The 20,610-nt window shown below is 58.5% G+C and carries 21 protein-coding genes; 12 read left to right on the top strand and 9 right to left on the bottom strand.

Annotated elements, in window-relative coordinates:
- Window positions 1-3: 3 nt before the first annotated feature.
- From EPN93_05790 to EPN93_05780, 3 genes are all read left to right on the top strand, one after another.
- Entirely contained in the window at window positions 4-684 is a 681-nt protein-coding gene (locus tag EPN93_05790) for a TVP38/TMEM64 family protein (GenBank protein TAL37500.1), read from the top strand.
- Window positions 685-687: 3 nt separating this feature from the next.
- Window positions 688-1,506 (top strand): ferridoxin, encoded by an 819-nt coding sequence (locus EPN93_05785; GenBank protein TAL37499.1) that lies wholly within the window; start codon window positions 688-690, stop codon window positions 1,504-1,506.
- Between the two features lie 290 nt (window positions 1,507-1,796).
- A complete protein-coding gene (locus EPN93_05780) occupies window positions 1,797-2,834 on the top strand; it encodes a M48 family metallopeptidase (GenBank protein TAL37498.1) in 1,038 nt (345 codons plus the stop codon).
- 12 nt (window positions 2,835-2,846) lie between these two features.
- On the opposite strand, the gene EPN93_05775 is transcribed toward EPN93_05780, so the two are convergent.
- A complete protein-coding gene (locus EPN93_05775) occupies window positions 2,847-3,509 on the bottom strand; it encodes a hypothetical protein (protein ID TAL37497.1) in 663 nt (220 codons plus the stop codon).
- 253 nt (window positions 3,510-3,762) lie between these two features.
- Between EPN93_05775 and EPN93_05770 the strand changes: the two genes are divergently transcribed.
- Window positions 3,763-4,284 carry a hypothetical protein gene (locus tag EPN93_05770; GenBank protein ID TAL37496.1) on the top strand — a complete coding sequence of 174 codons (522 nt, stop codon included), beginning with the start codon at window positions 3,763-3,765 and terminating at the stop codon, window positions 4,282-4,284.
- A 32-nt stretch (window positions 4,285-4,316) separates the two neighbouring features.
- Here EPN93_05770 and rlmD read toward each other — a convergent pair whose 3' ends face one another.
- Window positions 4,317-5,456, bottom strand: coding sequence for a 23S rRNA (uracil(1939)-C(5))-methyltransferase RlmD (gene rlmD / locus EPN93_05765; GenBank protein ID TAL37495.1), 1,140 nt, complete (start codon window positions 5,454-5,456; stop codon window positions 4,317-4,319).
- A 177-nt stretch (window positions 5,457-5,633) separates the two neighbouring features.
- Between rlmD and EPN93_05760 the strand changes: the two genes are divergently transcribed.
- The 4 genes from EPN93_05760 to EPN93_05745 all read left to right on the top strand — a co-directional run bounded on the left by EPN93_05760 (window position 5,634) and on the right by EPN93_05745 (window position 9,122).
- Window positions 5,634-7,661, top strand: a complete 2,028-nt coding sequence (locus tag EPN93_05760) for a serine protease (protein ID TAL37494.1) — start codon at window positions 5,634-5,636, stop codon at window positions 7,659-7,661.
- Window positions 7,662-7,695: 34 nt separating this feature from the next.
- The gene (locus tag EPN93_05755; protein TAL37493.1) at window positions 7,696-8,337 is read left to right on the top strand and encodes a hypothetical protein; all 642 of its coding nucleotides are present in this window, start codon (window positions 7,696-7,698) and stop codon (window positions 8,335-8,337) included.
- A gap of 177 nt (window positions 8,338-8,514) precedes the next feature.
- Window positions 8,515-8,787, top strand: a complete 273-nt coding sequence (locus tag EPN93_05750; protein ID TAL37492.1) for a type II toxin-antitoxin system Phd/YefM family antitoxin — start codon at window positions 8,515-8,517, stop codon at window positions 8,785-8,787.
- 2 nt (window positions 8,788-8,789) lie between these two features.
- Window positions 8,790-9,122 (top strand): type II toxin-antitoxin system RelE/ParE family toxin, encoded by a 333-nt coding sequence (locus tag EPN93_05745; GenBank protein TAL37491.1) that lies wholly within the window; start codon window positions 8,790-8,792, stop codon window positions 9,120-9,122.
- A gap of 239 nt (window positions 9,123-9,361) precedes the next feature.
- Here the strand turns inward: EPN93_05745 and EPN93_05740 are convergent, their stop codons facing one another.
- Both EPN93_05740 and EPN93_05735 read right to left on the bottom strand, forming a co-directional pair.
- Window positions 9,362-9,760, bottom strand: a complete 399-nt coding sequence (locus EPN93_05740; protein ID TAL37490.1) for a transcriptional repressor — start codon at window positions 9,758-9,760, stop codon at window positions 9,362-9,364.
- Between the two features lie 177 nt (window positions 9,761-9,937).
- A complete protein-coding gene (locus EPN93_05735) occupies window positions 9,938-10,417 on the bottom strand; it encodes a hypothetical protein (protein TAL37489.1) in 480 nt (159 codons plus the stop codon).
- Between the two features lie 335 nt (window positions 10,418-10,752).
- Here EPN93_05735 and recA point away from each other — a divergent pair, with 335 nt between their 5' ends.
- The 4 genes from recA (at window position 10,753) to EPN93_05715 (ending at window position 14,081) form a co-directional block, all read left to right on the top strand.
- Window positions 10,753-11,799 (top strand): recombinase RecA, encoded by a 1,047-nt coding sequence (gene recA / locus EPN93_05730; protein TAL37508.1) that lies wholly within the window; start codon window positions 10,753-10,755, stop codon window positions 11,797-11,799.
- A 32-nt stretch (window positions 11,800-11,831) separates the two neighbouring features.
- A complete protein-coding gene (gene map / locus EPN93_05725) occupies window positions 11,832-12,584 on the top strand; it encodes a type I methionyl aminopeptidase (GenBank protein ID TAL37488.1) in 753 nt (250 codons plus the stop codon).
- Between the two features lie 174 nt (window positions 12,585-12,758).
- Complete coding sequence (locus EPN93_05720; GenBank protein TAL37487.1) at window positions 12,759-13,442, top strand: hypothetical protein; 684 nt, start codon at window positions 12,759-12,761, stop codon at window positions 13,440-13,442.
- 105 nt (window positions 13,443-13,547) lie between these two features.
- Window positions 13,548-14,081, top strand: coding sequence for a GNAT family N-acetyltransferase (locus tag EPN93_05715; GenBank protein ID TAL37486.1), 534 nt, complete (start codon window positions 13,548-13,550; stop codon window positions 14,079-14,081).
- Here EPN93_05715 and EPN93_05710 read toward each other — a convergent pair.
- The 5 genes from EPN93_05710 to EPN93_05690 form a co-directional block, all read right to left on the bottom strand.
- On the bottom strand, window positions 14,074-15,180 hold the full coding sequence (locus EPN93_05710; GenBank protein ID TAL37485.1) for a hypothetical protein: 1,107 nt from the start codon (window positions 15,178-15,180) through the stop codon (window positions 14,074-14,076). The two genes, EPN93_05715 and EPN93_05710, sit on opposite strands and share 8 nt — an antisense overlap.
- A gap of 1 nt (window position 15,181) precedes the next feature.
- Window positions 15,182-16,480, bottom strand: a complete 1,299-nt coding sequence (locus EPN93_05705; GenBank protein TAL37484.1) for an MFS transporter — start codon at window positions 16,478-16,480, stop codon at window positions 15,182-15,184.
- A 202-nt stretch (window positions 16,481-16,682) separates the two neighbouring features.
- Window positions 16,683-17,153: a thioesterase gene (locus EPN93_05700; GenBank protein TAL37483.1), complete on the bottom strand. Its 471-nt coding sequence runs from the start codon at window positions 17,151-17,153 to the stop codon at window positions 16,683-16,685.
- A gap of 49 nt (window positions 17,154-17,202) precedes the next feature.
- Window positions 17,203-17,796 (bottom strand): TetR/AcrR family transcriptional regulator, encoded by a 594-nt coding sequence (locus EPN93_05695; GenBank protein TAL37482.1) that lies wholly within the window; start codon window positions 17,794-17,796, stop codon window positions 17,203-17,205.
- Between the two features lie 129 nt (window positions 17,797-17,925).
- The gene (locus EPN93_05690) at window positions 17,926-20,610 is read right to left on the bottom strand and encodes a methyl-accepting chemotaxis protein (GenBank protein ID TAL37481.1); all 2,685 of its coding nucleotides are present in this window, start codon (window positions 20,608-20,610) and stop codon (window positions 17,926-17,928) included.

Below are 20,610 nucleotides of genomic sequence, written 5' to 3'. Positions count from 1 at the left end.
CCGTTGAAACGCCACTGGAAAAAGCTCGCCCTCCTGGCCGTGCTTGTCGCCGCCGCTGTTGCGGTGAGGCTGGCGGGGCTGGACGAATACTTGAGCTTCGAGGCGCTTAAAGCGAACCGCGGCGCGCTCAAGGCCTACGTGGACGCGCACCTTGTTTCGATGGCAGCGGTGTTTATCGGTGTCTATGCCGCGTCGGTGACCCTCTCGGTGCCGGGGGCATGGCTCCTCACCATCGCGGGAGGGTTTCTTTTCGGCGCGTTCGGGGGCACGGTGCTCGTGAACGCGGGCGCGACCGCGGGAGCCACGGGCGCCTTTCTCACGGCCCGCTATGTGCTGGGCGGATGGATGCAGGGGCGATGGGGGGAGAAACTCGCGGCGTTCAACGAGGAAATTGCGCGCAACGGGATTTCGTACCTGTTCACCCTCAGGCTCATCCCGGTGTTCCCGTTCTTTCTCGTGAATTTCCTGGTGGGCCTTACGCGTGTGCCTTTGGGCACATTCGTGTGGACCACCTCGATCGGAATCATCCCCGGCTCTTTCGTGTACGCCTACGCGGGAAGCCGTCTTGTCACGCTCGAATCGCCCGGCGACATTGTTTCGCCCGGCATACTGCTGGCGCTCGCGCTGCTCGGTCTCCTCGCGGCGCTGCCGGCCATAGTCGAAAAATTAAGGAAAAGGAAGTGACCCATGAGCCTCTTCGCAGTTGACCAGACCAAGTGTACCGCATGCCTCGCATGCGTTGAAGAATGCCCCGCGAGGATAATCGCGATGGACGGCAGGTTCCCGGTTCCCGTTCCGGGTGCGAACGAGCTGTGCATCGACTGCGGGCACTGCGTGGCCGTCTGCCAGCACGCCGCGCTGTCCCACCGCTCCATGTCGCCCTCACAGTGCGTCGCGGTCCCCGCGCGCGCCGCGATCGATCCCGCGAAGGCGGCGGCGTTCCTCCGCTCCAGGAGATCGATTCGCTCATTTAAAAAATCCTCGATCGACAGGGAAGAGCTCGCACGCCTCCTGGATACCGCGCGTTACGCGCCGTCGGGACACAACAGCCAGCCGCTCTCGTGGACGGTAATCAACGGGCGCGAGGGCGTACACCGCGTGGCCGGGCTCACCGCGGAGTGGATGGATACGGTTCTCGCCGCGAGCCCGGAGATAGGGAAGGCGGTGCACATGGACCGGATAACCGCCGGCTGGAAGGCGGGGATTGACGCCATCTGCCGCGACGCGCCGCACCTGGTGCTCTGCCACGCGGACCAGGCGAACCCGATGGCGCCCTCCGCGGCGACGGTCGCGCTCTCCTACCTGGAGCTTACCGCGCACGCCTCGGGCGTGGGCGCGTGCTGGGCAGGATTCGTGCACAGGGCCGCGGCGACCTACGCGCCCCTCAGGGAATCGCTCGCGTTTCCGGACGGGCATGTGACCCTGGGCGCGATGATCCTGGGCAGGCCGAAGTACCGCTACCATAGGATTCCGGTGAGAAAAGAAGCGCAAGTCGACTGGCGCTGACGCGCACACGGGCGGCCGGGAAAGTAATCCGCGCACGCCGGTTTCCCGGACCGCCGCACGCAGCAGCGTGTGTTTTATTCCCCGCGTGGCACAAGATAAAAAGCGGCATCATCCGCGGGATGCTGTCGTTGCCTGCGGAAGGGGTATCGGCGTCCCGGGAATTTCGCTCCGGGACGCGGCGTGTTCGGCGAGCCTCACGCCGCGTATCTCCCTGTTAAAGATTGACTGCAATCGAATCCTGTCCCATATTTAAACAAGCAGTATCGGACCCCGACCGGAGGTGAAGAAAAGTGTTCAATCCCATCAGCGTAGCAGGAATCCTGCGCGCACCCGATTCCGCCCGGGGCGGGCACGCCGAGATGACGCTCGATGAAAAGGGAAAAGTAACGGTAAGGTCCGGGGGGGCCGATATTTCCCGCTTCCACGTTCGGAGCCTCCGGGTGCCGGGCGCCGGTGCCGGGGGGATGCGGCCACTGCTCCTCCCCGACGGCTCGGTATTCGAAACCGCCGACGCCGCCGCCGTGGACGAAATAATCCGCAGGCGGACCGTGCAGGGAACCTCTCTCTGGGGCGGACTGGTCGATGCGAAGATGCATTATGCCGTCGCCGCCGTCGCGCTCGTCGCCGCGGGCGCATGGCTTGCCGTGACGATGCTCCTCCCCTTCGCCGCGCGCAAGGCCGCCGAGCTCATGCCCGATACGGTGGCGCGCACGGTGGGCGAGGAGACGCTGCGCTCGCTGGACCAGGGTGTGTTTACCGGTTCGAACCTGGACGCCGCGCGCCGGGGCGCGGTCCAAAAGCGCTTCGAAAAAATCGCGGCGTATGCGGGGGACGCTCGAAAATTTACGCTCGTTTTCCGGCACGGAAACACGGTGGGGGCGAACGCGTTCGCCCTTCCCGACGGGTCCATTGTCGTCACCGACGAGCTCGTGGAGCTCGCGGAGAATTATGACGAGATCGCCGCAGTGCTCGCGCACGAGGCGGGCCACGTCGTAAACCGGCACGGCATGCGCATGGTGGTGCAGGATTCGATCATCACGCTGGCGGTCGTCGTGCTCGCCGGGGATCTCTTCTCGGCATCATCGCTCGCGGTGGCGCTCCCCGCCGTGCTCCTCAAGAGCGGCTATTCCCGAGACTTCGAGCGCGAGGCGGACCGTTATGCGCTGGACTACATGCGTTCGCAGAAAATCGATCCCGCGCGCATGAGCGCGATCCTGAAGCGCATGACGGAGAAAGCGGGATCGACCGGCGGACCGAGCCTGCTTTCCACGCATCCCTCATACGAGGAGCGGGAGGAGATATTCAAGGGGGGTGCAGGGACGAAGTGAAGTTTCTTCGGTTTACGATTCCGGGGATTCCAGTATCTCAAACGCCTTCCTGAACGCGGACTCTCTCATTCTTTCGTCGATCGCTTCGGCATCCTTGTTCCCGGATGAATGTATCGGGAAATATTTGAACGTCTCCTTCTTCATGGCGCATCCTATATCCGCTGAGCGCTCCATGAGCATCCGACCGAATTGTTGGAAAGAGGAACTGCCCAGATAGCTTTCGGCCTGAAGATGGCAGAACGTGCGTACGCCACACCATACAAGACCGGGTATCCATCCCCTGGTCAGGTAATCCATAATGCCCGTGTTCATCCATCCTGATTGCACATAGGTGTTATCGATCACCAGGTGCTTAATCCTTGGATCCCCGAGCATCGCCTGGAGCATGAAATCGCCCCCTTCCTCGATCTGCGCATTGAACGGAAATCCCTTCCATACGATAAGCAGTATCTCCGGCCGCAGGTCGCATCGGTACGCGGTAAATACCCTGAGGCCGAGCAGGTTGTCGATTATATGAATGCTCTTGAATCCAAGGCCCCCGATATATATCTCCTCCGGGGGAATAGTGTTTCGGACGATAATTTCACCGAAAACACCGGCATCCCCGAGATCTACGATTCTGTCGATCCGCCTGCCGGAAGAAGAATTGCGCATATAATCGAATTTCGGATTCATAAAGTTCATTGGAAGACGAAATAATAATCCTGTGTATTCGATAAGTCAAGCTTGTGAGTTGGCAATTTAGTACTGTTCTTTTCCAAATTCTGAACATAACAGGGCGTGACGGATGAACAAGCCGTGCCGGTGCCGACAGCGCGCACCGAGAGGTCCTCTATTTCTTTCAACATCGACGTTTTTTCATTCACGATTCCGACATCGATTTCGTAGATTCAGTATAGTGCCATCAATAAAACCAGTGAGATGACCGATGCTGACTACCACGATCAATATGCATTGTACCACAAGAGAAAGGATCATCCGCGCCGCAGGCTTGAAGGAATCCAAACAGCGCGATATCGTGGTGCTTTTGTTGAAGCGTATCATGCGCGATATCGACCGGCTGCAGGGCGGGTTTACCCTGGTGAAGTATCAGCCGGCCGACCCGGAGAAACGGTGGCATTGCTTCTGCCTCCAGATCAGGGAGGATGAGAATGAGTTTTTTACGGATATGCGCAAGCTTTGCAAAATTACTGTTTCTCATCTTCTTGCTATTGCGGTGAGGCTCTATTTGGATGAATTGCTGCGGATGCCTCATGATGAATTAAATAACTATTTAAACTATATTAATTATTTTATCAGCCAAGAACAGGTCGAAGGCCTTCGGTGCTGGATATATTACTGGGGAAACCCAAAAAACCCCAAAAAAACCCATCCCCGTGCCAAAAAGCTCCGCACAACCGCCGATAATCCCTCTCGCCCCCGCGGCCGGCCCGTCATTTCGCACTGGTAACGGGATTCGTCCCTCACTCATTGCTGTCCGACTCACTTCCTCTTCAGAACCGCCAGCGTCTCCACATGCGGCGTCTGCGGAAACATGTCCCAGGCGCGGAAGCTTTCCACGCGATAATTCTCGAGGAGCTTCACGTCGTCGCGGAACGTCACCGGGTTGCAGCTCATGTACACGATTTTTTCGGGGGCGCATTCATTGACGCGCTTGACGGCCTTCGGGTGCACGCCCCCGCGCGGCGGGTCGAGCACCAGTGTGTCGAAGCCGGCCGCGCGCTCGCGGAGAAAATCGAGCGCATCGGCGCACACGAATTCCGCGTTCGCTATACCGTTCAGCTCCGCGTTGGCGCGCGCAGTATCGACGCCCTCGGCGCTCATCTCCACGCCCGTCACGTGTTCGGCCGCGCACGCCGCGAAGAGTGAGATGCTGCCCACGCCCGAATATAAATCAAGGACCCGTCCCTTTACCTGGTCGCGGATTTCACGGTACATTACCCGCGCGATTTCCGAGTTCGACTGGAAAAACGAGTTAGGCGAAATCTCGTAGCGCACGCCGTCGAAATCCTCCTCGATGCGACCGCGCTTCAGAACCGCGTACACCTCCCCTGTGTTCAGGTCCGCCAGGCCTTCGTTCAGGATGAGCGAAACCGAGTCGGCCATGCCGCACGCCGCCTCCGCGAGCGCGCCCAGCCTGTCCTCGCGGGACGCGGTCACGAAATTGATCATGAGCTCGTTCGTGAAGCGCGCCTGGCGCAGGACCGTGTATCGCAAAAAGCCCTCGTGCCGCAGGTAATCGTAACCCGGCGTCGCGGCCAGGAGCGGCTTCATGTCCATGAACGCCCTGCGCGACCGCTCCTGCATGATTTCACACGAACGGACGTCCACCACGCGCCGGAACGACCCGCGTACGCGCAGTCCCGACGCACCGAACGCGCTCACCATGTCCATGCGGTTTCTATAGGAGAGGGGGTCCGATGCGCCCACGTCCCCCACGTCGCACACCCCGCTCAGCACGCCGCGCAGCCATTCCCGCTTCAACAGCAGCTGGTCCCCGTATCGTATATCCTGGAAGAGGCAACCCCCGCATTCCCCGAAGTGCGCGCACGGCGCCGATACGCCCTCTCCCCTGAAGCGTTCGGCCAGTTCGTCGAACATGTCACGTTTCTTTCTTTTCATCGCGTCTCCGCGGACACTCTCGCACGACCCTTGTCCGGCTCAAGCAAATTTTACACGCCTTCGTTCAAAACTGATTGACATCGGCCGTTTTCGGGGGATGATACAAAAGTGGAGAGACGGCCGGGTGACCCCCCATGCGTTCCGGTCGGCGCGTATCGCTTTTATAAGGACCCAAAAATGAAGAGACTCGGTTCGCTTATATCAATACCCTGTGCGTTGATCATCGCGCTGGCCGCGTACCAGGCGCCCGCCGCGGTGACGGACGCGAAAATCGAGACCCCCGTCCACGAGCCGGGAATGCAGTTCTTATCCAAATCGGTGCTTTCGGTCATCGAGGAATCCGTGTTCGAGGTCGTGACCTCCAAGCCGGTGAAGGATTCGCTCAGCTACGAAAAGCCCCTCCCGCTCGACCTCATTCCCTTCGCCATCCGCAACGACAAGTACTATTCTATCGGCACCGCGTTCGCGATATCGCCCACGGAATTCCTCTCGGCGTCCCACCTGTTCGATATCGGGATCGAGTCCCAGTTCCGGGATTATTATATCCGCGACCGGAAGGGCAACGTTTTCGAGATCGACGAGATATTCAAGTTTTCGGACGAGCAGGACTTCATCATCTTCACCGCGAAGGGCAAATCCGTGAAGAATACCCTGCCCGCCCGCGAGTCGTATACGCTCAACGAACAGGTATACGCCGTGGGAAACGCCCTGGGGCAGGGGGTGATCGTGCGCGACGGCGTGCTCACCTCCACCACGCCCGAGGAGGAGAAGGGCAGGTGGGAATGGCTGCGCTTCTCGGCGGCGGCGTCCCCGGGCAACAGCGGCGGACCGCTCCTCGACCGGGAAGGGAAGGTGATCGGCGTCATCACGCGCAAATCCGAAAACGAAAATCTGAATTACGCGCTCCCGGTCTCGAAGGCGCTCGGCGCCGCGCGCGGCCTCGCGGTTTCGCATAAGCGCGTGAAGTATTCCCTCGTCAACACACGGAAGAAAAAATTCGTGGAATACGATTACCAGGCAAAGCTCCCCAAAAAGTTCTCCGAATTCAACGCCGAGATGACCCGATCCCTGAAAGGCTTTATCGGCGCCACCCATGTCTCTTTCCTTTCCGAAAACAGGGAGAGCTTCTTTCCCCGCGGCAAGGGCTCGCAGAACCTGTTGTACTCTAACTACACCCCGGGATTCCCCAGCGTCATCGCGGAAGACGAGGACGGCGAATGGACGCCCTTCAAACCCAAGAGCGTGAGCCGGTCCAACCTGGACGCGAACGGATTTTTCCAGTACGGCGAGCTGGGAGGATTCATATTCATCTACTTCCAGAAGCCCGACGACATGCCGCTTTCGGACGTGTACGCGAACCCGCGCCGTTATATGGACCTTGTCCTGAAGGGGAGCACCTACAATCGCTCGGTGATGAACGAAAAGATCCGGATCACCTCGCTGGGCGACCCGGTCGAGAATTTCACGCACGTGGACGGGTACAAACGTGTCTGGATGGTCCACGTCTGGCAGCTTGAGTACAACGATTCCCGCGTGCTCACCTTCACGCTGCTGGTCCCCGGCGGCGCGGTCGTCATCATGAAATCGGGACAGACGGGCGTTGTGAACGAGTTCGTCACCGACCTCAAGACGCTCGCGGACTTTGTCATTTATCCTTATTACGGAACCTTCCGGCAATGGGAGGAGTTTCTCAAGTGCGGCCCGTACCTCCCCGGCGCGTTCTCGGGGATTCAATTTTCCTACAAGCCCGGGGCGAAGGCCCTGCTCAAGACGGCGCGATTCTCGATGGAGTACACCCCGGAACTCTTCCCCATCGCCGACCAGAGCGACATGTCGCTCAAATTCGCGTTCTACCCGGACAAGAACGCGGTGGTCTGGGATATCTGCGGCGTCACCATGGGTGAGAACAAGGGCAACAACAATCACGTCGCCATGTTCAGGGAGCTTAAGCCCGATCCCGCGCTCAAGGAATCGTTCCAGATCCGATGGGGGAAGATCGCGGCCCGGGAGCACCCTTTTAACGGTGTATCATACACCTACGAGGGAAGCACCTACATCCACGCCCCCTGTCCGGGGTACGGCAAAGGAACGCCGTCCGGAAATTACCTCTATACGGTACGCGTGGGTATGGAGGGAAATGTCGAGGCGGCGAAGATCGAAAAGAAATTGAATGGCGCCATGGCCGTGATTACCTTGTACGAGTAACCGGCCGATAAAATATCAGTCAAGGGTGGACACGATGAAAATCATCAGAATCTGTGCAATCATTATTATTATCTGCGCGACGGCGGCGGGTGCGTTCGCGGTTCCCAACGAGATACAGGGAAGGCTGGGCACCGCCTACGCCACCGATCCCGACAAGTTCGGCCTGGATGTGTCGGGCCAGTTCAACTGGGTGCTGGATCCCTACTTCGCGCTGGGATTCGACGCGGGTTTTTACTGGATAAACTGGAGCCGGAAGATCGGAACGAAAACCTCTGGCGCGGCAACCGTGGACGTTAAAGCGGACACTAACGCCTATGATATTCCCGTGATGGCGGACGCACAACTCAGGCTTCCCGTACTTAAAAAGTATATCTATGTAACACCGTACGCAACCATCGGCCTGGGGTATTCATTCATGCTCCTTACCTATTCACAGCCCGACTTCACCACGCCGGCCCCGGAGAGCAAACACTACAATGCAGAGTCGATCAACAAGTTCTTCTACGGATTCACCTGGCAGTTCCTCGCGGGCGCGGGCTTCCAGCCCGAGGGCTCCAAGATAGAGTTTATCGGCGAGGTCGGGTACCGCGGGGGGGCGCTCAAGAGCGGGAGCATCGAGATAGACATGGGCGGCTACCTGTTCCGCCTGGGCGTGAAGTACCCGTTCGGGAAATAGTAGTACAACGGATGCGCCCCTCCGGGGCGCATCTGCCCGGCGACAGGCGATCTTCACCCTTCGAGTTTCGGAACACCTCCCTAGAAGCTCATCCGGATGTCCCTTATAAGTTATTGCCCTTGACAGGTAAGACCTTATTTGGTACTATATAAGGATCACTTTCCCCGGGGAGCTCCCATGAACATAAAAGAAGACATTCGTCCCATATCCTACGTCAAGGCGCACGCTGCCGACATGCTCGAACAGGTAAATGAAACGAGGAGGCCGGTATTCGTCACCCAGAACGGCGAGGCGAAGGCGGTCCTTCTTGATCCCGAAAGCTTTGAAAATATGCAGAAAGCGCTCGGCATTCTTAAAATGGTCTCGCAGGGGGAAAAGGACGTCATCGACAACAACCTGCTCTCCCAGGAAGAGGCGTTCGGCCGGATTGCGAAGAAATTCATGCGATAACCATGGCCGGCGACTCTTTTAAAGTTTTCTGGACCCGAACTGCCTACCAGGATATTGAAGACATTATCGATTATATATCCCTTGATTCCCCGAACACGGCGCGTGAAATTTTTACGCGCATCAGGACAAAATCCGCAACCCTCATAAACCTGCCGCATCGGGGGCGCATAGTTCCCGAGCTTAAGTTCTATAACATAATTACATATCGCGAGCTCATCGCCGCCCCGTGGAGGATCATCTACCGCGTCGAACATGATACGGTCTACGTCATGTCGGTAATCGATGGAAAAAGAAATATCGAAGACCTGCTGCTTGCCCGGCTGATCAGGGAATAATTACGCGCGCCAGTACATCCCGGTGCAAAAGCTACCCATTACCCACAAGTAAAAACGCCCCCATACCCCCCTGCGGGGGGCAACTACATCGGCCAATGGTAGAAAATGCATATTCTGCCGATTACTGAAGTCCCCCTCCGGGGGATTTAGGGGGCCTCCTGAGACAGTTTTTGTGATATGGGTAATGACCCGGTGAGCCGGTTAAAGGGGTTCCGATACCAGGCGGTCCGGAAAATTTATCATGCCCGTCCGCATTTTCCGCACGTGCCGTAAAATTCTATGCGGTGGTGGCGGACGCTGAATTGTCCCGTGCGGTTCGCTGTCTCGTTCAGCGTTGTGTTAAACGGCATATCAACGTCCGATATCTCTCCGCACGATTCGCAGATAAAATGGTAATGGTTCGCGGTATTGGCGTCGAAGCGGTCGAATGTGCTGCCGAAATCGATCTTGCGGATAAGGCCCTGTTCCATGAGCACGGTCAGGTTCCGGTAGACGGTGCCCATACTCAGGTTCGAGAACTCCTTTTTCAGCTTCTCGTAAATCCAGTCCGCGGACGGGTGCGTATGCGTGCCCCGGAGCAGCTCGAGTATCCGCTCCCGCTGTTTGCTGCGTTTGTATTTCGAAGAGAGTATTTTCAATGGCTTCTCGTAAATAATAGGAACCGTTCCTAAAATAAGCAACTCACTATGCCCAGTCAATCTCAATATGCCGGAATGTTTATTTTACGTGAAGGAGTGTGAATTATTTTCCAGGGCAAGCAAAGGTGAATGGGCATGGCTCGCCCCAGGCCTGGCGCGCGTATGCAGATGAAATGCCTATTGTGCAGTGGTTCGGCGGAGTATTCGTGCTGGGGAGGCCCTTTTCGGGAGGTTTTCGGTGTTCCCCCAGTAGAATTCCCAGCAGGTAACGTGCTTTATGGTCCTCCGGCCGATGGCATACTGTGGAAATTGTGAATAGTTACACATGGCATCCCGTTCGCGCAGCAACTCGTCCAGGTAGCGCCTGGTCGCGATGGCTACCAGATACGAGAGTGAGAACCTGCTCAGCTTACGGAAGTCCTGGGAGAACTCGTTTTCGTTCTTCCTGAAGCAGATCGGAAAATGCTTCCATTGCTTTAGGGGATCGCGGGGCTGATACCTCACCAGGGTGAATCCTCCCTGAAACCGGTCGATATCGCGTAAAACACGCCTGAGGAGCATGATGACGAGCTCCCTGCGGCATATTCCGCGCCTGGCTGCGGCAAGAGCGATCTTCTCGAAGACAGCATAACTCATATTGATGGATGTGCGAAGCATTTGTATCCTCCGGGACAAGAGCGCCCAAAGTGGATACGAATGGAGAATGAAAAATATGAACGTTTTCCAGGCAATAAAAGTGCCCATACGCTTCCCCGCGCGTCGGGCAAGCGCATCGGCCCCCAATTTTTTAACACATTCGCCCGTATGCCATATTTTTGTATAGTATTTCGCTTGACAGTCCGATACATTGGATGAAGGATGCGCACATAAAGGTTTTTTCGATTATGTCGTTTATATTTTCTTGCAATAAATCGTACTATATATATCACGATAAACCAAGGCAGTGAAGGAGATGCCCCATGAGCAGCGCAGCACCGGTCAAGGAGAGGGAGATGGCGGACCAGAAGGAACTTAACCAGAAATCACAGGCGCTCGAATCGGCGATTCTGCAGATCGAGAAGCAGTTCGGCAAGGGAGCCATCATGCGGCTCGGCGACGATTCCGCGAAGATCAAGGTGGAGTCCATCTCCACGGGGGCGCTTGAGCTCGATATCGCGCTCGGCATAGGCGGCATACCGCGCGGGCGCATCACCGAGATATTCGGCCCGGAAAGCTCCGGCAAGACCACGCTCATGCTCCACGTGGTCGCCCAGGCCCAGAAGCTGGGCGGCGTCGCGGCCTTCGTGGACGCGGAACACGCCCTGGATCCCGGCTATTCGAAAAAGCTCGGCGTCAACACGGACGAGCTCCTGGTATCCCAGCCCGACACCGGCGAGGAGGCGCTCGAGATCACCGAGGCGCTCGTGCGCTCGGGGGCGGTGGACATCGTGGTCATCGACTCGGTGGCCGCGCTCGTTCCCAAGGCCGAGATCGAGGGCGAGATGGGCGATTCCCACATGGGCCTGCAGGCGCGCCTCATGAGCCAGGCGCTCAGGAAGCTCACCGGCGTGATCGCGAAGTCGAAGACCTCGGTGGTGTTCATCAACCAGATCCGCCACAAGATAGGCGTCATGTTCGGGAGCCCCGAGACGACCACAGGCGGAAACGCGCTCAAGTTCTATGCGTCCATCCGGCTCGACATCCGGCGCATCGAAACGCTCAAGAACGGCGAGGAGGCCGTGGGCAACCGGGTGCGCGTGAAGGTCGTCAAGAACAAGGTGTCGCCCCCCTTCCGCCAGGCCGAGTTCGACGTCATGTACGATTCCGGCATCTCGCGCGAGGGCGGCATGATCGATATGGGCACGAGCCTGGGTATCGTCAAGAAGGCGGGCACCTGGTACTCGTACGGCGAGGAGCGCATCGGCCAGGGACGCGAGAACGCGAAACAGTTTTTGAAAGACCATCCCGACATCTCTGGCGACATCGAACGCAAGATCAAGATCGCCGCGGGGCTTATCGTAGAAAACGACGAAACCGCACCGGCCGCGGCGGCCAAGTAACCGGGGCGCGTTATCCCGGCCGGCGTGTGTGCATGAAACAGATGAGGCTTAAAACCCGCGACGATGTCATGCGCATACGCGAATCCGGCGCCATACTCGCCCAGGTGTTCACCCAGATTTCCATCCTCGCCCTGGATTCCCTCTCCACGTGGGAACTCGACCGTATCATCGAGGACGCGATCATCAAGCGCAAGGCGCGGCCCTCCTTCCAGACCGTTAAGAATTATTCATATGCAAGCTGCATATCGGTGAACGACGAGGTCGTGCACGGGCTTCCCTCCAAAAAAAAGATCATGCGCAAGGGCGACATCGTGAAGGTGGATATAGGCGTCGTCAGGAACGGGTATTTTTCGGACCGGTGCGATACCTTCCCGGTGGGGAAAATATCGGCGCCCGCGCGAAAACTCGTGAAGACGGCCCATGAGTGCCTAGCGAAGGGGATCGAGGTCCTGTACCCCGGACGGCGCCTGGGGGATATCGGCGCGACCATTCAGGAACACGCCCATGCGAACGGCTTCACCGTGGTGCGCGACTTCACGGGCCACGGCGTGGGCTTTGCCGTGCACGAGCAGCCCAATGTCCCGCACTACGGAAAACGTAACACTGGCAGGTTCCTGGAATCGGGCATGGTGCTCGCGGTGGAACCCATGATCAACCAGGGCACCTACGAGGTTGAGACCTGCGATGACGGGTGGACGGTCGTGACCGGCGACGGCATGCTTTCGGCGCAGTTCGAGCATACCATCGCGGTGACCGAGCACGGACCGGAGGTCCTCACGCTGTAGGACTTCCCCGGGTTTCCCCGGCCGGCATATACTGCACATGCATCCTGGCCGTCATTATGGTTTGTCATTGACAAGCGCAACCTGCTGCGGTAGTGCATAGTTGCAAATCGCATTGGGATGGACTTATTTAGTTCCGGTCACCCTTGGAGGAGGACCGTGGACAGGAGGAATACAGTGAAAAAATTACCGCTTCTTCTCATCATGGGATTCGCGGTCATTATCGGGATGTCCTCGCCCTCGATGGCCCTGAATATCGGTATCGGCGCGACGGGATGGTACGCGGACTGGCGTTTCGAGTCCTCGGAGGGAAACACCAACTTCGACGCGGCGCCGCTCTATGGTCCGGTCATCAGCCTGGGTTTTTCCCGAGAGTGGAGCCTTTCGGGCGTGTTCCTCTACGGCAAATTCGACCAGTCCGATAAGGGCAACGGTCCCGGAAAAATAACCCGCTACGATTCGGATACCACGCTTAACTATTCCATTGCCCGCTACGTGAGCCTGTTCCTGGGCTTCAAGTATATGGGATACGATTTTTCCGAAGGCGAACACGCGGGCTACGGGCCCGGGCTCGGATTGAGCTTCACGGCGCCCCTGGCCGACAACCTGTTCCTTCTGGGTAACGTCTCGGGGCTCTACATCTGGGGACATCACGATGACCAAGGAGGCGACTACGATTACACCGAGCCGGGGGCGAACGGCGGCGTGTCGCTTGCGTATAATATTTCCTCGACCGTGATTGCACTTGGAGTACGCGCGCAGCGGTTCGTGACGAGGCCCCAGGAGTCTTCGGGTTCCGCCCGGCTCACCCACACCTTCTACGGCGTGACGCTGTCGGCCGTGTACTCGTTCACGCTTTAGGCGCGCCTCTCCCGGCACTTCTGATCGCAGAGCCGGGTTCACGGCCGAAAAGATTTCGGGCGCCGATTCGCGTTTGCGGGATTCAGCGGGTCTCCTTCCCGTTCCATGCGGGTCGTGGCGCTTGTGCAGGAAAGAAATCTTATGACGGATAGTGCGCACATCATTTTCAAAACTGTGGACGAATCCGCGCTGGAAACGCTTGTCGATCTGCGATGGCGGTTCGTGCGTGAACTGAAGCGGCTTGAAGACCCTGAACCGCCCCTGGAATTCCGCCGCGCAACCACGGAATATTTTGCACGGCATCTCCGGGCCGGCTCCTATATCGGGATCCTCGGGTTAATCGATGAAAAAATCGTGTGCTGTGCGGGGCTCCTCCTGTACGACCTTCCGCCCCTGAATTCCAGCGCCGGCCGTAAAATCGGCCATGTGTTGAATTTCTACACGGTCCCCGAATCCAGGCGCGCCGGCGCGGGCGCCTCCCTGCTCAGGTTCACAATCGACACAGCGGTGGCGCGGGGGATCGACAGGCTCTTTCTTAACGCGACGAAGATGGGGGAACCGCTCTATCGTAAGGCGGGATTCGCGGAACAGGAAGAAGCGGCGCTGACGCTCGAGGTTGCGCCCCGCGCCGTTACATGAATTTCCTGATTGCCTCCAGCGACCCGGCGATTTTCTCCGGGTTGCCGCCGAATATGGTATTCAACATACCCGCATCCCTTACGAAGCCCGGCGCCTTCTTGCACAATACCGGTTGAACCATCCACGGCCCGCCCGATCGCGCCGCTGTCGCGGCAAGCTCGCGCTGGTACTCGGGCTTCTCGAGACGCGCGAGCCACAGGCGGTTCTCCGCGTACGCGAGCATGGGGAGATCGCCCGGGCTGTCCCCCGCGGCGAGGTAGGGCCGCGCCCCGATGACGTCCATTATGTTCGTCACCTTCCCCGAGTATATCGACGCCGGCAGGCAGGCCTTCGACGTGATGGCGAGGCCTGCCAGGCGCTCCTCCTCCATCGCGGCGTAGCGCCGGTCCCCGCGCACCAGGAGCCGGTCCTTCCGGAGACGCCCCTCCCGGTCGCGCATGAGCGTGGAGACGCCAATCACACGGTCGGGCTCGATCCGCCGCGCGCAGTCGCGGCGCGCAAGCCCCGGATTGATCACGTTGTGCGCCATCCACCGGATTGTCCAGGCGTTGCTCGCCGAGACGATCCACGCGTCGTACCCGCGGTCCAGGAGCGCGGCGAGGAGCTCCATCATCTCGGGGAATATAAAGGGGACCGGGTAGGCCGACACGCCCGGGGTCACCTCGATATACTTCTCGGCCATCGATTCGCTCATCGCGTGGACCGCGGCCGTTGCGCGCACCACGTCGAGCACCGTGAGTCCCTGCATGATCTCCACGGCCCAGAGATACCCGCTGGAAAGGGGCGCGGGATCGTCCCCGTCCTGCGCCGTCGCACCCAGGAGCTCCTCGTAGTAGACGGTGATATCGGCGGATTCGCGGAGGGAAATTTTTTTCCCGCCGGCCGCGAGAAAATCGGGCGCGAGCACGGGAGGAATTTCGTCTTTGCGGATGGTACCGTTTTTAGTGAGCAGCGCGAGGGTCGCCTCGCCGATATCGCCGCACGCGATCGTATTGTCGAAGTCGAAGGTCACGGGAAGGTTTTTCCCGGCGCCCTTTTCGATGAGCCGCTCGAGCGCGTCCCTCGCGCGGGGCGTCCAGCCCGGTTCCAGGAGCTTCATGCTATGACGCCCCCCGGGGCCGCGCGTTCCAGATGGAGACCATGAGCAGCGCCGATACGACCGAAAGCCCCGCGAGCACGTTGAACACGAGGGACCAGTCCCCCTGCGCGATGTCGCGCAGGTATCCAATCCCCGCGCCGGAAAAAATCGAGCCGGTCGCCCCCAGGCTCATTGTGAGGCCCGTCGCGATGGAGGCCGCGCGCGGGTGGCTCACGTCGATGGTCGCGGCGCCGCTCATGAGCATGTCGGGCCCGTAGATGAGAAATCCCGCGACACCCAGCATCGCGGTCGCGAGCACCCAGGACCCCGCCGGTATCTCCGCGAACGATGCGCACACCGCCGCGAGCCCGAAGAGCATGATGGCGCACACCGGCGCCCTCCGGTGGCCGAAAATTTTATCGGACGCCCATCCCGCCGCGATCGCCCCGGCCGAGCCTATGAGCGGTATCGCGATCGCGGTGAAGGCGCTTCCCTTGATGCTCCGTCCCTGGAAGTCGGCCATGTATTGCACCGTCCAGTTCATGAAGGTGTAGCGCACCGAGTTCATGCAGAAATAGCCTATGCCCAGGACCCACAGCGTTTTATTCGCGAGCGTTATGGAAAGAATTTTCGAGATGGACAGATGCGCCCCCTGCTCGTGCGCACCGTGTGCCTCGCCGTGCCCGATATCGTCCCGCACCGGTGCGAAGCCTGCGTCCTCGGGCGTGTTCCGGAGGCCGGCGGCGAAGACGATCGCCATGGGCACCAGGATGAGGCCGGGCACCATGAAGGCCGCGCGCCACCCGAGCGAGTCGCACAGGTAGCCGGCCAGTATCCACGAGACGACGTTGCCCACCTGGTAGCAGGTAGAGATGAGGCCGATAAGTACGCCGCGGCGCTTCGAGGTGTTCCAGTTGGAGATCGTCTGGATGAGAAGCGACCAGCCCGCGGACTGCGCGAAGCCGTTGATCGCCCAGAGCACGAGCATCCCCGTGAACGAGTGGGTCATCGAAAAAAGCACGTTCGTCACCGCGGCGAAGGAGATCGCCATGGTCATCATGCGCCGCGTGCCCAGGCGGGCGCCCAGGGTGCCGTTGATAATCTGGCCCACCGCGTAGAACATGGCGTACACCGACGGTATCATGCCCACCTGCGCCGCCGTCCAGTCGGGAAATTCTTTCAGGATCAGGGGCTGGGCCACGGCGAAATTCACGCGGCATAAATAATAGGACGCGTACCCCGCCCACAGGAGCCAGAATATGCGAAGCTGCCACGAGCGCAGCGACGCGTTTCGATTCGATGCCATGGGGCGGTCGTCCATATGCGAACCCTCCCGATAAATTATCAGGCGTGGCGCTGATTCTCCCGGATGAACAGCCGCGCGTCAAGGTTTTCAGCGAGCCCCCGGATGAATTTTCCGTGAATTAACCCGCGGTCCATCAAGCGCACCCCGCAGCCGGCCGTTTAATGGGGGAGGGCGGCCGGGCAAAAATGGGGCCGGGTTGGAAAAGTCCGATAATCCCTCAGGCCACCGCTGTTTTTTCCTCGCATGCGGAGCCGATGCACGTGAAATCGGGGGTTCTCTTAAGGTTTTCGAGTATGGACATTATTTCCCCCGGGGGAGGGGTGATTTTCCTTTTAGCGAGATCCAGCCAGCAGGCGTCGCTTTGCAGCCGGGCGACGAGCCTGCCGTCCGTGCGGCGGAACTCATTCACGAAGCAGAACCGCGCACCGTCCGGGCTCAGGCCCTTTAATACAAGGGACACCGTGAAATCCTGGTACATGAAGAGCTCGGTGTGGTAGCTCAAGTTGTCCGCGAACACCACCGGGCCTATGTTCAGCCTCTTGAATTCGGCAATATCGAAGCCGTGGGATTTGAAGAACAGCATCCGCGTGTCGGCGGCATAGTCCAGGTACGACGTGTTTTTCATGTGCCCGTTGAAGTCCATATCGGCCCAGCGGGCCTGGAATGTCGCATTGTACTCGTTTCCCATTTCCCCCTCCTAGTTTATACCGAACGGTATATTTATATAGAAAAAAATGTCACGCACGCAGCGCGCCGTTGACGTGTTCCTCGATGTGGCGCGCCGCCGCGTCCAGGTGCGCGCGGTCGCCGGTAATTTTCGAGAGCATGATACCGCCCTCGATCAGGGTGATGAAGAGCGACGCGAATTCCGCCGGCGCAACCCCTTCCCGCATCTCCCCCCTTCTCACACCACGCGCGACAATGCGCTCGAGGTTCTGCCTCCAGTATTCGATGTAGGCGCGCACCTTTTTCCGGATGATCGGGTTCCCGTCGTCGGAGTCGATGGACGCGTTCAGCACGGGGCAGCCTCCGCCGGCGGCAAGCTCCCGGTAGTGTTCCGTGTAGTACCGTGCGAAGGCGATGAGCTTGTCGCAACTGCCGTCTATCGGCGCCAGCGCCTCCTCGATGCCCTTTCTAATCCGGCTGAAATTGAATGCCAGGGCCTCGACGGCGATCTCGTCCTTGTTCGCGAAATTCCCGTAGAGGGCGCCCTTGGTAAGACCCAGCACCTCAGTCAAATCGGAAATCGAGGTGCCCGCGTATCCCTTCCTGTTGAATATGGGCGCCGATTCCTCGATGATATTCTTGCGTGTCAGCTCAGCTTTTCCCATGGTGTGCTTCCCTGATAAAATATACCGTATGGTATATATTTGTCAAGAATAAGTTTCGGATTTATGCATTTTTTTAGGCTCCCGCATAAACAATACTGGTCAAACCCAGGCTTTAAACAGGAGCTCCCTTCACCCCCGCCCTTTCCCGGAATCGTCTTCTGTTTCTGCATCGCCTTTCAGCGTGAATGTCTCAAGATTCCCGGAAAGGCTTTGCGAGCTCAGGCCGATTATCTTCGCGTAACCGCGCACCAGCTCGGAACTTGCCAGCGTTTTTTGCGAAATCTCGTTTACGGAATTTATGGTTTTCGTAAGCTCCTCGACGGTCTTTTTCTGTTCAATGGAAAACGAAAACACCCCCGCCGAAATTTTGCTGAGCTGGTCGATCTTCGCCTTGATGTCGCTGTTCATCGCGCCGAGCTCGCCGGTGAATTCCATGGTGCCCGCGAGCACGCCGCTCGTCTCCCTGATTTTCTCGCGCACCTCGCTAAAGATGCTCGCGGTATCGCTTATAAAGCTCAGCTCCGTGGTGATGCGTTTGGTATGCTGTGTTATGGTGGTCCGTATCCCCTTCACCAGGTCGGCAGTCTGGTCCGCGAGCTTGTTCACTTCGTCCGCTACCACCGAAAACCCCTTGCCGGCATCGCCGGCGCGCGATGCCTCGATGGCCGCGTTGAGGGCGAGCAGATTGATCTTGTCGGCGACCTCGTCGATTAGGTTAATGGTGCCTTCGAGTTCACGCAGGTAATCGGCCATTTCGCCTATGGCCTTCACGGATTTAGTCATGGTCTTTTCACCCGTCTCGACGAGTCCCACGGCGCCCTGTATGCTGTCGGTGAGCCTGCCGATTCGCTGGGACAGCTGTCCGCTGCTGGCATTGATCTTCGCGATGCCGTCCTTGATGAGCTCCGATCCGTCCATCTGGGCCTTGATATCGGTGAGGCTCGATTCAAACGACGCCGACATTTCCTCATAAGCGGCGGCCGCTTCCTCGACGATGGACGCCAGCTCCTGCGCGATTTCCGAAAGCTGCGACGAGGAGTCGTTCAGGTCGCCGCTCAGGGTTTTTACCTCGCTGGAATTGGCCGAGATATTTTCAACCATTCCGCGGATCGACGCCACCATGTGATTGAAGGTGCGGGTGATATAGCCGATCTCGTCTTCGATCTTGACCGGCACCTCCACGTTCAGGTTGCCCTTATTCACCTCGCGAACCCCGCGGGAAAGCGCGCGCAGGGGATTGATGAGAATGCCCGAGAAGAAGAACAGGAATCCAAAGCGCACGACGAGCATGATCACGCCCAGCATGATCACCATGCGCAATACGGAAGGGTGCATATATGCGCGGTAATTCGTATAGGGGAATCCGACTTCATTGAGGAGCCCCGTTCCCGCGTTGTAAACCAGAAACGCGACTATATGTCCCGTACCGTCGGCATTTTGGCGGTAAAGCCTTGTTCCCGGTTTTTCAACCGGGGCAAGATACCCAAGAAGCTCTTTCTTCAAGTCCCGGGACCTGTCAGTTTCATTCTTCAAGCGTGTACGCATCAAATCGAGGAAAGGCTCCAGCTTCTCGTCCGTTTTCGCGAGGTAATTCAGCGCGGATTCCCGGAAATTCTCGCCGGGAATCCGGCGCAACATGTTCGCCAGAATTAAAACTGGCTCATGGAGTGAATCCAGGTATGCGATGATCTTGCCCGAAGGGTCGGGCTCGCCCGGGGCGAGGGTTTCGGCGAAACGCGCCACGGCTCTCGCATAGCCGGTAAACCCGGCGGGGGAGTCGCGAAGTATCCTGGCAAGGCCGGTGCGGAAATCCCCGGCTTCGACTTCGCGCAGGCGCGCGCGCACCAGGCCGTTTATATACGTATCCTTGAGGGTGCTGAAATCCACCAGCTTTTCGCCCGCTTTCAGTTTGATTGAACCGGCGGCTTGATCGTAGGCGGCACAGTAGACGGCTTCGCCATGAAGGCTTCCGTCCAGCACGGTAAGCTCGGCGATCCTGTAGTGCAGTTCGTCGTAGGATGCGTCCCGCTCACGGAGGAAATAAAAGCTCTCGAACTGAAGGAGTACGAGCATGGTGACCCCGCTTATGCCGATAAGCTTCCCCATGAAGGATATGGTCTCGCGCGTATTGTTGAGATAGACGATCGCGTACAGGAAAAATCCGAAGACATTGAAAATAACCCACGTGTTGTGAAAGGTTTCGCGGCTTATCGTCCCCTCCCGGCTCAGCGTATTGGTGATCGTGGGAACCAGCGAGGCGAACAGGAATGTGAGCAGCATCAACAACAGCAGCCTTCGATCCTTTTTCTCTCCCGTGAAAACGCGCCAGGCGCACAGAACGATGTTTATGAGAGTATAGAGCACGATCACCAGGGCGACACGCTTGCTGACGGCGTCGGCATCGAAATCCCAATAGTGCCCGCGAAATAAATAAAGCCTTTCCGTGCCCGCGGATACGATTACGAAGGCAAGGGTGACGAAAATAGTAACCGCGTAAATGGCCCGTATGAATATTCTGGCGGCGCGCGGGTTTCGCTCGGTAGGAAAATAGAAGTAAAATATATTGATATGGCTGAGCCCGATCAGAATGGTGAGAACCGTGATCCATCGGTGGTACGCCGCAACGGGATGGTATATGCTCGAAGCGATGACATACCCGAAGTTGAAAACCGACATCGCCGCATAGCCTATCCCCAGGTGCAGCGTCGCCTTCGACTTGTTCTTGACCGTTAAGAGGAAAGTCGCGATAACCGCGAAAAACACGACACCGATGAGTGAACCGATGCTAAATGAATTCAGATATAGTATATCCAT

The sequence above is a fragment of the Spirochaetota bacterium genome, from assembly GCA_004297825.1.
Lineage (GTDB): Bacteria > Spirochaetota > UBA4802 > UBA4802 > UBA5368 > FW300-bin19.
Note: the sequence above shows the minus strand (reverse complement) of the source record. Positions and strands in the feature narration are given on the sequence as shown.

Excerpts from the sequence above, each read along its gene's own strand:
- EPN93_05785 (TAL37499.1), top strand. The coding sequence starts at position 688 with ATGAGCCTCTTCGCAGTTGACCAGACCAAGTGTACCGCATGCCTCGCA.
- EPN93_05775 (TAL37497.1), bottom strand. The coding sequence starts at position 3,509 with ATGAATCCGAAATTCGATTATATGCGCAATTCTTCTTCCGGCAGGCGG.
- EPN93_05770 (TAL37496.1), top strand. The coding sequence starts at position 3,763 with ATGCTGACTACCACGATCAATATGCATTGTACCACAAGAGAAAGGATC.
- rlmD (TAL37495.1), bottom strand. The coding sequence starts at position 5,456 with ATGAAAAGAAAGAAACGTGACATGTTCGACGAACTGGCCGAACGCTTC.
- EPN93_05760 (TAL37494.1), top strand. The coding sequence starts at position 5,634 with ATGAAGAGACTCGGTTCGCTTATATCAATACCCTGTGCGTTGATCATC.
- EPN93_05755 (TAL37493.1), top strand. The coding sequence starts at position 7,696 with ATGAAAATCATCAGAATCTGTGCAATCATTATTATTATCTGCGCGACG.
- EPN93_05750 (TAL37492.1), top strand. The coding sequence starts at position 8,515 with ATGAACATAAAAGAAGACATTCGTCCCATATCCTACGTCAAGGCGCAC.
- EPN93_05745 (TAL37491.1), top strand. The coding sequence starts at position 8,790 with ATGGCCGGCGACTCTTTTAAAGTTTTCTGGACCCGAACTGCCTACCAG.
- EPN93_05735 (TAL37489.1), bottom strand. The coding sequence starts at position 10,417 with ATGCTTCGCACATCCATCAATATGAGTTATGCTGTCTTCGAGAAGATC.
- recA (TAL37508.1), top strand. The coding sequence starts at position 10,753 with ATGGCGGACCAGAAGGAACTTAACCAGAAATCACAGGCGCTCGAATCG.
- map (TAL37488.1), top strand. The coding sequence starts at position 11,832 with ATGAAACAGATGAGGCTTAAAACCCGCGACGATGTCATGCGCATACGC.
- EPN93_05715 (TAL37486.1), top strand. The coding sequence starts at position 13,548 with ATGCGGGTCGTGGCGCTTGTGCAGGAAAGAAATCTTATGACGGATAGT.
- EPN93_05710 (TAL37485.1), bottom strand. The coding sequence starts at position 15,180 with ATGAAGCTCCTGGAACCGGGCTGGACGCCCCGCGCGAGGGACGCGCTC.
- EPN93_05705 (TAL37484.1), bottom strand. The coding sequence starts at position 16,480 with ATGGACGACCGCCCCATGGCATCGAATCGAAACGCGTCGCTGCGCTCG.
- EPN93_05700 (TAL37483.1), bottom strand. The coding sequence starts at position 17,153 with ATGGGAAACGAGTACAATGCGACATTCCAGGCCCGCTGGGCCGATATG.
- EPN93_05695 (TAL37482.1), bottom strand. The coding sequence starts at position 17,796 with ATGGGAAAAGCTGAGCTGACACGCAAGAATATCATCGAGGAATCGGCG.
- EPN93_05690 (TAL37481.1), bottom strand. The coding sequence starts at position 20,610 with ATGGATATACTATATCTGAATTCATTTAGCATCGGTTCACTCATCGGT.